Genomic DNA, 13,185 nt, shown 5'->3' on the forward strand with positions numbered 1-13,185 from the left:
AACCGTCACTCTCGGATTGCGTGACGCGCGTAGCCCCTGCCACCACGGCACCGCGCCGAGGTCGCGGAGATCGGTGGACGGGTATGGCCTGGGTACCCGGGTGTACGGTCGGTGTAGGTACCGGCTTCCGGTGCGGGCGGAGGTGGTTCACGATGCACGTGTCGATACCCCTGGTCCTGGACGGCCACCTGCTGATACCCGCAGACGAGGTGACGGGCCTGCTGCGGCGCATCGCGGCCGGGTGGCTGCGCTCGACGGACGCCGACGCGACGGACCTCGATCCCGGGACCGTGCAGGTCCTGGCCGGCCTGCTGGCTGACCTTGCCGATCAGATCGACGTCGAGTGCATCGGGTTCATCCCGCTGGGGACCGAGGAAGACGGCTCGCCGCCGCGCTGAGGCAGCGCGGCGGCCGCATGACCGTGCCCCGTACGCGCGGCAGCGCCTCGTTGACGTCCCCCGCCGGTCAGCCCGTGGTCGGTGTCACTGTGCTGCTTCGTTCAGCTGGACGAGAGTTGAGCCGGTGCTGGTTTTGCGGACGTGGAGGCGGTGGGTGATGCGTCGGCGCAGTTCGGGCACGTGGCTGATGACGCCCACGGTGCGGTCGTGGGCGCGCAGGGAGTCCAGGACGTCGAGGACCTTGTGGAGGGTGTCCTCGTCGAGGGTGCCGAATCCTTCGTCGATGAAGAGGGTGTCGAGGGCTTGGCCTCCCGATTCGGCCGTGACGACGTCGGCCAGGCCGAGGGCGAGGGAGAGGGAGGCGAAGAAGGATTCGCCTCCGGAGAGGGTGTCGGTGTCACGGTCCTTCCCGGTCCACGCGTCAGTGATCTTCAGGCCGAGGCCGGAGCGGGCGCCGTGCGAGGCCCGGTCGTCCGAGTGGACGAGGGTGTAGCGGTGCTCCGACATGCGGGTGAGGCGGGTGTTGGCGGCGGCGACGACTTCTTCCAGGCGGGCGGCCAGGACGTAGGCCTCCAGGTGCATCCGGAGCTGGTTGCTGGGCGAGGTGCCGTTGATCAGGCCGTGGAGGTGGTCAACGGTGCGGTGCGAGTCTTCGAGGGGTTCGAGACGCTTGACGTGGGTCGTGAGCTGGGCGAGGAGTCCGGCGAGGGCGCGGGTGCGTTCGGTGGTGTGGGCCGCTTGGGTGGCGGCGCGGGTGTGGTGGATCGTGGCGGCGTCGAGCTGTGCCGTGGCTTCCTCGAGGTCGGCGGGCGGACTACTGGCGGCTGCGACGAGGTCAGGTTCGGCCAGGCGGGCGGTGGCTGCCGCGCACTGTTCGCGCCACTGGTTGATCTCGTCTTCCAGGGCGTGGATCTCGTCATCGGACAGCAGGGCTTGTGATGCGCTGTCGAGGGAGTCGAATCCGGCCGCGCGGGCCGACTCTTCTGCCTGTCCGGTCGCCCGCTGATGTTCCGTGGCGGTACGGGCCGTGGTGCCGGCGTGTGCGGCTGCGCGGGTGAGGCGGTCGGCCGTCTGCGTGAGCTGCGTGATGCGAGAGGTGAGGGTGGGGGCATCGCCGCGGGCTGCGGCGAGCCTGTGGTCGAGGTCCTGGATGCGGGTGGCGAGGCCGTCGTAGCCGGCGTCGGCGGCGGCGAGACGGGTGGCCGCGGCGGTCCGGGTGCTGTCGGTCCGGGCCTGCTCCCGCTCCAGGGCGTCGAGTTCCTCGGTTGCCGGGCCGGTGTCGGCGGCCGCATCGAGGGCGGCTGCAAGGTGGCGGCGAAGTGTGGTGTCGTCGGCGGTGAGATCAGCCAGCGGGGTGTCTCCCCCTGCTTCGCCCCGGGCAGCGGCCGCCTGTTCGAGGAGTTGTCGCAGTGCGTCCTGGAGGGATTGTTGTGTGTCCCGGGCCCGCGAGTGGCGGACTTCCGCGTCCTTTTCGTCGGCGGCTGTGGGTTGGTCGGGGTGAGGGGCCGCGGGGTGGGGATGGGTGGGTGAGCCGCAGACCGCGCAGGGCTGGCCATCGGTGAGCTGGAGGGCGAGTTCGGCGGCCATGCCGTCCGTGCGCCTGCGCCGGATGTCGATGTGTTCCCGGGCTGTCTCGCTCGTCGCGGTCTGCGCTGCGAGGAGTTCCCGCTCGACCTCGCTGATCCGCTCGACGTAGGAGTCACGGCGTTTCGCGGCGTTGATGCGGCCGGTGAGCAGTGTCAGTGCGGAGGCGTGTTCGCGGCCGGCTTCCTCAGCGGTGCGGGCGGCTTCGAGGCGGGCACGAAGCTCTGTCCGGCGCTGGGGTGCGTCGTCGAGCCAGGCTTCGGCGTCGCGCAGTTCCTGGGCGAGTTCCTGGCGTTCGTCATCCAGTTTCCGCAGATCCGTCTTGTGCTGATGAAGGGTGGCCTCGTCGGGCAGGAGCGCGCGCAGCGCGCCGATGTCGGCATGCAGTTGCTGTCCGGCGCCCGTGAGCTCGGCACAACCGAGTGCGGCGTGTTCGGGGCTCAGGAGTGCGCGGGCGTCGCGTTCTTCTCGCTGCGCGCGGACGTACTGGGCCGCGGCGGTGGTTGCCGCCTTCAGGAGCGGGGCGACCTTCTGTCCTTGCAGGGCGCCGTGCCGTCGCCGGCTGAGGTCGGCCTGCCGGTCTGCCTGTTCCTCCAAGGTTTCGAGCTGGAGGCGTACTGCCCGGTACGCCTCCTGGTGCGCGGCCAGGTCGCGTACGGCGCGTTCGCTGTCCCGGAGGGTCGCCAGCTCCTTCTCCGCGAGGCCGGCGGCGGAGGCTGCGGCCTGCTCCTCTGTGACTGCCTTGGTCTGCAGGGCGGTTGCCCACACCAGGGCGGGACCGGTGAGGCCGGCGGGGTCGGCGGCGAGAGGGGCGCCCTCTTCGGGTTCGAGTTCCTCGCCGGCTTCCTGCTGGATGCGTTCGGCCAGGCGCAGGACGTCCGCACGTGCCTGATCACGCTGTCGGGCGAGGGCGTTCTTCCGCCCCGCCAGCCAGTCCTCGACGGATCCGAACCGGTGGGTGTGAAAGAGCTTGCCGAGGAGCTCTTTGCGGTCGGAGGCGCTGGCGCGCAGGAACTTGGTGAACTCGTTCTGTGGCAGGAGGACGATCTGGCAGAACTGCTGCCGGCTCATGCCCAGCAGTTCCTTGATCTCGTCCGCGGCTTCCCGGTGGGACTTGCTGAGCGCTTCCCAGCGGCCCTGTCCGAGGGGGCCCGGGGCCCATTGGCTGAGATGGGTCTCGGCCTTCTGCGGGGTGGTGCCCTCCCCGCGGACTCTCGGCTTCTGCTGGGCGGGTACACGCCGGATCCGCAGGCGTTTTCCGGCGAGGGTGACCTCGAGCGTCACCTCGGTCAGCAGGTCGGGGGGCGCGTGGTCGCTGCGCAGCTGCAGGTTTCGATCGGTGGGGGGTTCTCCGTAGAGAGCGACGCAGATCGCTGCGAAGAGGGTGCTCTTTCCGGCGCCGGTGTCGCCGTGCAGCAGGAAGAGGCCGTCGCCGGACAGAGCGTCGAAATCGACGGTGTGGGCGCCGGCGAAGGGGCCGAAAGCCTGCAGGTGCAGGGTGTGCAGGCGCATGTCAGACGGATTCCTTCTCCTGGGTGCTGACGCGGGAGTTGTCGATCGCTTCCTGGAGGAGGGCGCGTTCTTCGCCGGTGGGCTCGGTGCCTCGCACCGTGGTGATGAAGTCCTGGGTGATGTCGAGGTCGCCCCGGCCGCGCAGCCGCTCGCTGTAGGTGGGGCTGGTGGTGGCCTGGGCGGGGATGACGGCGGGGATGTGGTCGAGTTGCAGGGTGTGGGGGAAGCGCTGTTTGAGGCGGGCCATGGGTTCGTACGGGCGGGCGGTGTCGGTGAGCGTGACATGGAGCCAGGACTCGGTCAGGGTCTCGTGAGCCGGGTCGGTCAGCAGGTCCTCCAGGCGGCCCGTCAGGCGCGCCAGGGGAAGCCGCAGGTGCGGGGGCAGTGGCGTGCGGGTGACGGTGGGTGCGCCGCCCGCAGGCAGGTCGATCAGGGTCAAGGACTTGTCGTGCTTGGTTTCGGAGAAGGAGTAGGCCAGCGGGGAGCCGCTGTAATGGATCCGGTCGGTGACCCGCTGGGGGCCGTGGAGGTGGCCCAGGGCGACGTAGTCGATCCCGTCGAAGACATCGGCGCCCACGTGGGCGACGCCGCCGACGCTGATGTCGCGCTCGCTGGTGGACTGGACCAGCTCGTCACGTTCCTCGGACCGGCCTGTGCCGGGAGTGACGAAGGCGTGGGCCAGCACCACGGACCGTGTGCCGGGCGGCTGGTGGTGGGCGAGGTCGGAGCGGATGCGGTCCAGGGCGGCCGTCAGTACGGCACGGTGGGACGCGGCTTCGGCATCGAGGTGGATGCGGACCATCGACGGCTCGAGGTAGGGCACCGCGTAGACGGCCACGGGAGCGTCGGAACTCCCCAGCAGGACGGGGGCGGCGACGTCGGCCGGGTCGGTCCGCAGATGCACCCCGGCCCGGGCCAGAAGACCGGAGCCGACACCCAGGCGGTGGGCCGAGTCGTGGTTCCCGCTGATCATGATGGTCGGTATGCCCAGGTCCGCCAGCTGGTGCAGAGCGTGGCTGAACAGACGCACCGCGTCCAGGCCGGGGATGGCCCGGTCATAGACATCACCCGCGACCAGCAGAGCGTCCACCTGTTCGATGTGGGCGGTATCGCAGATGTGGTCGAGGAACTGGCGTTGAGCGTCGATCAGGTCTTCACCGTGGAACCGGCGGCCCAGATGCCAGTCCGAAGTATGCAGGAACCTCATGAGCACAGACCGTAACCGCACCCATGAGGGTTACGGATGGTTTTCTCGATAGGCGGCACCGGATATGAGGAGCGCCCGGTGCGGAGGGCGAGCGGCCGGCTCACCGCTTACGCTGAGGGCAGCAGCCGGCGTCAACCATCCGCCCCATCACCGAAGTGACCCGTACCCGTGAACGACATGCACCGAGCACCCATCGAGGACACGCGCTTCGGTGGGATCACCGTCCGGCAGGACGGCCAGGATCGTCTTGAGGTCGAAGGCGAGACGATCCCCCACGTGATCCTGGAGCGTGATCCGGCCTCGCAAGCGGACCCGCACATCGCCATCGGCACGCGGGACGCCGCCCACCTCACCATGCGGATCGACGGGCTGGAAGTCGAGTTGAGGCCGGCCAAGGGCAGGCTGAGCAGGCGTTCGTACCGGGTGGACGTGAAGTACGGCGGGGCGGGCTACCGCCTGGTCCCGGACTCCGTCCCCAGCAGCCGGCTGACCCGCGACCGCGTGCACCTGGGTGATTTCTCCTCCGAGGGCGACGAGATGGTCATCGCCGAATGGCAGGAGGGTCCCGAGATCCAGCCGGTGGACGCCGCGATCGGATACGCCCTGGCCTCGGCATTCGGCACGGGCGGCCAGCCCATGTGGATGATGATCGTAGACGGCGTGAGCGAAGCCCTCCCGTAGGGCTCGTGTGGCTGTCGTACCGGTCCTGGTGGTCTCGTCATCATCGAGACGGGCGCCCTCGCAAGGGGGAGTGAAGGTGAACAGGGGGCGTGCGGTAGTGCGGGAGATCTCGACCTGATCACAAGGCCGACGAGGCGTGCCATTTCTTTTAGGTGTGCCTTACCTAAGTTGTATGGTGGCGCGATCGGTTCGGTGGTGGGGAGGCATGTGGTGTCCTTAGGCGACGTCCGTCTGGTGGCGGACGCTCTCGATGTCGGGCACGCGGGACGCCCGGTTCTGAAACAGGTCGACGTGTCGCTGAAGGCCGGCGCGATCACCGTGCTGGTCGGTCCCAACGGCTGTGGCAAGTCCACCCTGTTGCGCACCGTTGCCGGCCTGCTCCCGCCGATTGCGGGCGAGGTGCGCATCGACGGCGTACCGCTTCGTCAGCTCGCCCGCCGCACGCTCTCCCAGCGGCTGGCGTTCCTTCCCCAGACCTCGCACGCCCCGGCCGGCGTGACGGTACGTGAGCTCGTACGCCACGGCCGGTACGCCCATCGCGGCGCGCTCGCCCGGCACACCGGCGAGGACGCCGAATCGATCGAATGGGCCCTCGAAGTCACCGACGCGGCTCCCCTGATGGACCGTCGACTCGACGAACTCTCCGGCGGCGAACGCCAACGGGCCTGGCTGGCCATGGTGTTGGCGCAGCGTGCGGGAGTGCTGCTGCTGGACGAGCCCACCACGTACCTCGACATGCGCCACCAGTTCGAGGTCCTCGACGTCGTGCGGCGGCTGGCCCGTGAGCACGGCATCGCCTGCGGCGTGGTGCTGCACGACCTGATGCAGGCAGCGGCCTACGCCGACGAGGTCGTGGTCGTCGCCGACGGCGGGATCGCGGCGTCCGGGACACCGGACGACGTGCTGATCCCGGATGTGATCGAGCACGCCTTCGGCCTGCGGGTCAATGTCGTCCGCGACCCGCGGACCGGATACCTGGCCTGCTTCCCCCAACGCTCCGAGCCGGCCGCCGAGTCGGCCGGGGCCACCGCCACCTCCTGAGCCCACGGCCCCACCTCCACCCCGAGGTCCGCCCGTCCCACCCGCACACAAGGAGAGTTCGACCATGCAGAAAATCCTGCGCGCCCTCGCCACGGGTTCCACCGCCGCGGCGCTCGCGCTGACGGCCGTCGGCTGCGGCGACGGGACGGCCGGCGACGCGGCGGGCGGCAAACCCGCCGCGGACAAGCCCGCCGGCGGCAAGGCGGCGCCCGGCAAGATCACCGTCGAGACCGCGCAGGGCCAGGTCACCCTGGACAAGGCGGCGACGAAGGTGGTGACGCTCGAGTGGACGTACACCGAGGAACTCGTCGCCCTCGGCGTCAGTCCGGTGGGCAACGCCGACAACAAGGGCTACGCGACCTGGATCACCGCCAAGGGAGCGGGTCTCGCGGCAGGCGTCACCGACGTGGGCACGCGCAACGAGCCCAGCCTGGAGAAGATCAGGGCGCTGCAGCCGGACCTCATCGTGATCGACAACGACCGGTCGAAGGCGAACCTCAAGGCGCTGCAGGACATCGCCCCGGTCGTGTCCTTCACCTACACCACCAAGCCCCAACTCCAGACGATGAAGAAGAACTTCACCGAACTGGCCAAGGCGGTGGGGAAGGAGGACAAGGCGGCCGAGGTGAACAAGCAGATCGACAGCAAGGCCGCCGATCTCAAGGGGCGGCTGGACAAGGCGGGCAAGGGCGGTCTGAAGTACGCCGTCGCGCAGGGCTTCACCGCCAACGGAACCGCGTCGATCCGGATGCTCACCGATGACGCCATCGCGCCGCAGGTACTGAACCTCGCGGGCCTGAAGAACGGTTGGAAGGGCGAGCCCGACGCCTGGGGCATGACCACGGTCGGCGTCGAGGGCCTGACCAAGGTGGAGCAGGACGCCACCTTCCTGTACGTCGCCGCCGAGAAGGACAACCCCTTCACCGGGGACCTCGCGGGCAACCCGGTCTGGAAGGGCATGGAGTTCGTCAAGAACGACAAGGCCCTCCCGCTCGACCCCGGCACCTGGCTCTTCGGCGGCCCGCTGTCGGCGATGCACATCCTCGACGAGACCGGCAAGGCCCTGAAGGTCTGATGACGCTCCTTGCCCGCTCGCTCGGACGCCGCCCACGAGCCGTGCTCGTGGGCGGCGCCCTGGCCCTCGTACTGTGCCTCGTCGCCGTGGTCCACCTCGGCCTCGGGGCCTCCGGTGTGGGGATCGGCGACATCGTGGACCTGTTCCTGGGCCACGGCGATCCGCGCACGCAGGACGTCCTGGTGGGCAGCCGCCTGCCGCGCACGCTGACCGGACTGGTCGTCGGCGTCGCCCTCGGAATCTCCGGAGTCCTCGTCCAGGGGGCGACCCGCAATCCGCTGGCGGCTCCCGACACCCTCGGGGTCAACGCCGGCGCCTACTTCGCCGTGGTGCTCGTGGCGTTCACCGGGGTGAGCCTGGGCCCGCTGCCCGCCGGAGGCGCGGCCTTCATCGGCGGCCTCCTCGCCATGGCCGTGGTCTACCTCCTCAGCCGTGGCGGCGTACTCACGCCCGGAAGGGTCCTGCTCGCCGGAGCGACCGTCGCACTGGCCGGCACCGCCGCGGCCGAGTTCCTGCAGATGCTGGACGTACAGGCCACCCGCGGTCTGTTCTTCTGGGGCAACGGCACCCTGATGCAGTCCGGCCTGGAACGCCCTCTCACGCTCGGTGCGGTCGTGGCCGTCGGCGCCCTGCTGGCCCCGCTGCTGGCCCGCCCCCTGGACCTGCTGGCGCTGGGCGACGAGACGGCCGAGGCCATGGGCGTACGGGTGGAACGCATCCGCCCCGCCGCCTTCCTCCTCGCGGTGCTGCTGTCCGCCTCGGCGGTGTCCCTCGCCGGGCCCATCGGCTTCGTCGGGCTGATCGCTCCCGTCATGGTCCGCCAGGCGGGGATCCGCAAGCACGCCCTGCTCATGCCGATGTCGGCGGTGCTGGCAGCCACCGTGCTGCTGGCCGCGGACGCGACCGCGCAACTGGCCGTGCCGCCGTCCGCCGTCTACACCTCGGAGATTCCCGTCGGCGTGGTGACCGCGCTCATCGGCGGCCCGGTCTTCATGCTGCTCGCCCGCCGGGTGAGCACCGGAGACGCCGACACCGGAGCGGCGGTCACGGTCTCCGGCCGGCGCAGGGCTCCGGCGTACGCGGTGGCGCTGGGGGGCGGACTGATCGCCCTCGTTCTCGCGATGGTGGTGTCGCTGCGCGTGGGTGACGTGCACATCGGCTGGAGCCAGCTCTGGTCTGCCCTGTTCGGCTCCGCCGGGCAGATCACCGACGCCGTGGTGTCGTACCGGCTGCCGCGCATCCTGGTGGCCGCCCTGGCCGGCGCCTGCCTGGCCGTGGCCGGCGCCGCCGTGCAGGCGGTCGTACGCAATCCCCTCGCCGAGCCGGGGCTCGTGGGCGTGACGGGCGGGGCGTCCCTCGGCGCCATCCTCGTGATCCTCGTCGTCCCCTCGGCTCCGGCGGCCGCGCTGCCGGCCGCGGCCGGCATCGGGGGTGTGCTGATGCTCGGCCTGGTGGTCCTCGTGGCCCGGGGGAGCAGAGAGGGCGGGCGCACCGGTCTGGACCCGACCAGGGTGGTCCTCGTCGGCCTCGGCGCCGCCGCCACGTCGATGGCCCTGGTCAACATCATGGTGGTCGGCGCCCAGATGAACATCTCGGCCGCACTGAGCTGGCTCGCCGGGAGCACGTACGCCCGGGACTTCACCGCGCTCGGCTGGCTCGCCGTGCCGGCCCTGGTCGCGATGCTGCTGGTGATCGCGGCGCGGCCGGTGAACCTGCTGGCCCTCGGCGAGGAACTGCCGCGCGCGCTCGGCCTGGAACTGGGCCGGGCCCGGCTGCTGGTCCTCGGTGCGGGCGCGGTACTGGCGGCCGGTACGGCAGCGGCAGTCGGCGCGGTGGGCTTCGTGGGACTGGTCGCCCCCCACCTGGCCCGGCGCATCGTCGGCAACAGCACGGCACGGATGGTGCCCATGGCGGCGGTGCTGGGAGCGGTGCTGGTCGTCTCCTCGGACGCGCTCGGCCGCTGGCTGCTCGCCCCGACGGAGATCCCGGTGGGCATCGTCACCGCCCTGGTCGGGGCGCCGTACCTGGTGTGGCTGCTGCGCCGGACCCAGGAGGTCTGAGCGAGCGCCGGACCCAGGAGGTCTGAGCGAGCGCCGGACTCAGGACGTCTGAGCGGCCGCCCGACTCCTGGCGTCTGGGCGAGCGCCGGACTCAGGACGTCTGGGCGACCGGGGAGGAGGGGCGCTCGCGCGCGCCCGCACCGCGTGCCTGCGCCTCGCTCCTGAGCGTGCGTGCGGCGAACACGCCGAGCAGGCAGACGAGCGCGGAGGCCAGGCAGACGGCGGTGAAGGCACCCGAGAAGGCCGACCGGGCGAGCGGCCGCAGGGCAGGTTCGAGCAGCTCGAACCGCCCGGTCTCCAGCGCGGTCCGGGCCGGCGCGCCGGCCGGCGGACCGGAAGCCAGTCCCGCCTCCAGGCGTGCGGAGAAGAGCGCGCCGAAGACGGCGACGCCGGTGGCGGTGCCGAGCGGGTAGCAGGCATTGGTCAGCCCGGAGGCCATTCCGGCCCGCTCGGCGGGCACGGCGCTCACCGCCACGCCCATCAACGGCGGGAAGATGACGGCCCCGCCGACGCCGAGCAGCACCAGCCCGCCGACCCTCGCGGCGTGCCCGGCGTCCGCCCCGGCGGCGGCCAGTGCGAGGAGCCCCAGCCCCTGCAGGGCGAAGCCACCGGCGACCAGCGCCTGCGGGGAGAAGGTCTTCTGCAACCGTGCGACGAACAGCCCCGCGAGCAGCAGACTGCCCGTCAGCGGCAGGAGCTGCAGGCCGACTTCGAGCGCCGAGTACGCATGGGCGCTCTGCAGCCAGAGCGTGGTGAAGGCGAGTACGCCGAGGCTGGACATCCGGGCGAGGAACCCCAGTACCGCGGCTCCCGAGAAGGCGGGAATCCGCAGGAGCGCCATGTCGATCAGCCCGCCACCCCGCCGCTGACTGACCACCAGACCTCCGGCGAGCACGAGGGCGAGGGCCGCCGAGGCGAGCACCTGCGGCGCCGTCCAGCCGGCTTCCGGGCCGGTCACCAGCGGGTAGTGCAGGGCGAGGAGGGTGCCGACGCCGAGCACCGCGCCCAGCGGGTCCAGCCGCCGGCGGCCCTCGCGCGGCGCGGCGGATTCCGGCATGCGGGCCAGTGCGCCCACCACGACGAGGATCCCGATCGGGACGTTGACCAGGAAGATCCACCGCCATCCGAGCGCCTCGACGAACAGGCCGCCGACCACCGGCCCCAGCGCGCCGGCCGCGGAGGCTATGGCCGCGAAGGCCGCTATGGCGGCCTGGCGGCGGGTGCCTTCGTACGCGGCGGCCAGCAGGGCGAGCGTGGGCGCGAACGCCATGGCGCCGCCCAGACCCTGGGCGGCGCGGGCGGCGATGAGCGTGGCGGTGTCGGGCGCCAGTCCGCATCCGGCCGAGGCGAGGGTGAACAGGGCCATTCCGGCGGTGAACACCGTCCGCCGTCCTATGCGGTCGGAAAGTGCCCCCGCCGTGAGCAGCAGCGCTCCGAAGGCCAGTGAGTACGCCGACACCGTCCACTGCACCCGGCCGAGACCGGCCTCCAGATCCCGGGCGATGTCGGAGAGCGCGACGTTCACGACGGTGACGTCAAGGGTCATCATCACGCCACCGGCGCTGACCAGGGCGAAAGTCCACCGGGGAGTGCGATGGCAGGAAGGCACCGCTGATCACCTCGAAGAAGAAGCCCGAAGGAGAAGGTTTGGTGAGCCTAGCCTAATCATATAAGTGACGAAGTGTCATGCCGCATCTCTGGCCGGAAGTTGCACTTGTGAGTTAGGTGAGCCTTACCTAATCTGTCTTCGCTCCGGTTGTTCCTGCCGGGGCGAGCCGATCCAGCCAGACATCGGAGCTCTTTGATGCGCATCCGCCCCGACCATCCCGTACCCGCGGTATCCGAAGTGGGCCCCGCCGCCTGGCGGGAAGCCAATCGACGGCTTCTCGCGAAGGCGATAGGCGAGTGGTGCTTCGAGGACATGCTCAAAGCGGTCGAGACCGGCGACGGCGGCTACCGCGTCGACCTCGAAAGCGGCACGACGTACGCCTTTTGCGCCGCGCCCGGCGCCTTCGGATGGCTGCGGGTCGACCCGGCCTCGATCACCCGCACGGCCACCAGCATGCTCGGCAACTCCGTGGCCGAACCGGCCTGGGACGCCCAGCAGTTCCTCCTCGAGGCCGCCTCCACCCTCGGCAGCGACGCCTCGACGATCGCCACGTACTTCACCGAACTGTCCGCCACGCTCGCCGTCGACGCCGCCCGCACCGCGCACGGCGGCGAGAGCGTCGCAGAGCTGCGCGGGCTCGGCCATACGGAGCTGGAGTGCCGCATGACAGGGCACAACCTCCTCGTCGCGAACAAGGGCCGCATCGGCTTCTCGGCCACCGACGTACGGCAGTACGCCCCCGAATCGGCCCAGTCGCTCCCGCTCCAGTGGGTGGCCGTGCACCGCGGTCTCGCCGAATTCCGGGGCACCTCGGAGCTGTCCGAACAGGAGATCCTGGCCCGCGAGCTCGACGAGGTGACCCGGGCCCGTTTCACCACGGTCCTGGAGGGGGCCGGAGTCGACCCGCAGGGCTACGTGTGGATGCCCGTGCACCCCTGGCAGTGGGACCACGCCGTCCAGATCCTGCACGCGGCCGACGTGGCGCAGCAGCGCATCATCCCGCTGGGCGACAGCCCGGACGCGTACCTCCCCGGCCAGTCCATCCGCACCATGGCCAACGTCACCACCCCCGACCGGTACGACGTCAAACTCCCGCTGAAGATCCTCAACACCCTCGTCTGGCGGGGCATACCACCGCACTGCACCATGGGCGCGCCCGTGGTCACGCAGTGGCTGCGCGGACTGGTGGAGCGCGACGCGTTCCTTACCACGGAGTGCCGCACGGTCTTCCTCGGCGAGGTCGCCTCCGTCACCGTCCGCCACCCCTACCTGTCCAAGCTCGAAGAAGCGCCGTACCAGCACCTGGAGACCCTGGGCTGCATCTGGCGCGACTCGGTCACCGCGCGCAAGGACCCCGACGAGAGGGTCCGTACCTTCGCCTCGCTGCTGCACGTCGACCACACCGGCGACGCCTTTGTGGCCGAACTCGTCCGCGCCTCGGGCCTCGACCCGCAGGAATGGCTGCGCCGGCTCTTCGACACCCTGCTCGTCCCGCTGCTGCACGTGCTGTACCGCTACGGGGTCACCTTCAACCCGCACGGACAGAACACCCTGATCGGGTACGACGAGAACGACGTCCCGACCCGCCTGTACCTGAAGGACTTCGTCGACGACGTGTGCGTGTCCTTCACCGACGTGCCCGAGCGCGGACCGGAGCCGGACGGACACGACCACGTCCTGCCCCGCAAGCACCCGTCGATCATCCGCCAGCACGTGATGGACCAGGTCTTCGTCGGCCACTTCCGCTACCTCGCGCCCCTGTGCGCCGACCAGCTCGGCGTGCCCGAGAAGACCTTCTGGCGCATGGTCCGCCAGTGCATCCTCGACTTCCAGAAGCGCTTCCCCGAACTGTCCGAGCGGTTCGCGGAGTACGACCTGCTCACCCCCCAGATCCCGCGCTACGGCCTGAACCGCGACCGGATCGTGGTGACCCGCTACGGCGACCGCGCCCTGCGCCACGCGCTGTATCCGAACGGCACGCACCCGAACCCGCTGGCAGAGGCCTGAGGAGGCAGGGC

9 protein-coding genes are annotated in these 13,185 nt (G+C 70.7%); 6 read left to right on the forward strand and 3 right to left on the reverse strand.

Going from position 1 to position 13,185, the window contains the following annotated elements:
- Positions 1-152: 152 nt before the first annotated feature.
- Positions 153-398, forward strand: a complete 246-nt coding sequence (locus tag ACZ4TV_RS20970) for a DUF6213 family protein (protein WP_468136199.1) — start codon at positions 153-155, stop codon at positions 396-398.
- A gap of 84 nt (positions 399-482) precedes the next feature.
- Here the strand turns inward: ACZ4TV_RS20970 and ACZ4TV_RS20975 are convergent, their stop codons facing one another.
- Together ACZ4TV_RS20975 and ACZ4TV_RS20980 are read right to left on the reverse strand one after the other, a co-directional pair.
- Positions 483-3,494 carry an AAA family ATPase gene (locus tag ACZ4TV_RS20975; RefSeq protein WP_468136200.1) on the reverse strand — a complete coding sequence of 1,004 codons (3,012 nt, stop codon included), beginning with the start codon at positions 3,492-3,494 and terminating at the stop codon, positions 483-485.
- A gap of 1 nt (position 3,495) precedes the next feature.
- Positions 3,496-4,701 carry an exonuclease SbcCD subunit D gene (locus ACZ4TV_RS20980; protein WP_468136201.1) on the reverse strand — a complete coding sequence of 402 codons (1,206 nt, stop codon included), beginning with the start codon at positions 4,699-4,701 and terminating at the stop codon, positions 3,496-3,498.
- A gap of 177 nt (positions 4,702-4,878) precedes the next feature.
- Here ACZ4TV_RS20980 and ACZ4TV_RS20985 point away from each other — a divergent pair, with 177 nt between their 5' ends.
- The 4 genes from ACZ4TV_RS20985 (at position 4,879) to ACZ4TV_RS21000 (ending at position 9,558) form a co-directional block, all read left to right on the forward strand.
- Positions 4,879-5,382, forward strand: a complete 504-nt coding sequence (locus ACZ4TV_RS20985) for a hypothetical protein (protein WP_468136202.1) — start codon at positions 4,879-4,881, stop codon at positions 5,380-5,382.
- 210 nt (positions 5,383-5,592) lie between these two features.
- On the forward strand, positions 5,593-6,423 hold the full coding sequence (locus ACZ4TV_RS20990) for an ABC transporter ATP-binding protein (protein WP_468136203.1): 831 nt from the start codon (positions 5,593-5,595) through the stop codon (positions 6,421-6,423).
- A gap of 64 nt (positions 6,424-6,487) precedes the next feature.
- Positions 6,488-7,498 (forward strand): ABC transporter substrate-binding protein, encoded by a 1,011-nt coding sequence (locus ACZ4TV_RS20995; RefSeq protein WP_468136204.1) that lies wholly within the window; start codon positions 6,488-6,490, stop codon positions 7,496-7,498.
- Positions 7,498-9,558, forward strand: coding sequence for an iron ABC transporter permease (locus ACZ4TV_RS21000; protein ID WP_468136205.1), 2,061 nt, complete (start codon positions 7,498-7,500; stop codon positions 9,556-9,558). The genes ACZ4TV_RS20995 and ACZ4TV_RS21000 overlap by 1 nt, the downstream gene beginning before the upstream one ends.
- 91 nt (positions 9,559-9,649) lie before the next feature.
- On the opposite strand, the gene ACZ4TV_RS21005 is transcribed toward ACZ4TV_RS21000, so the two are convergent.
- Positions 9,650-11,107, reverse strand: coding sequence for an MFS transporter (locus tag ACZ4TV_RS21005; RefSeq protein WP_468136206.1), 1,458 nt, complete (start codon positions 11,105-11,107; stop codon positions 9,650-9,652).
- A gap of 255 nt (positions 11,108-11,362) precedes the next feature.
- Between ACZ4TV_RS21005 and ACZ4TV_RS21010 the strand changes: the two genes are divergently transcribed.
- Positions 11,363-13,174 carry an IucA/IucC family protein gene (locus ACZ4TV_RS21010; RefSeq protein ID WP_468136207.1) on the forward strand — a complete coding sequence of 604 codons (1,812 nt, stop codon included), beginning with the start codon at positions 11,363-11,365 and terminating at the stop codon, positions 13,172-13,174.
- Positions 13,175-13,185: the final 11 nt, after the last annotated feature.

The organism is Streptomyces sp. NPDC028910 (genome assembly GCF_055564955.1).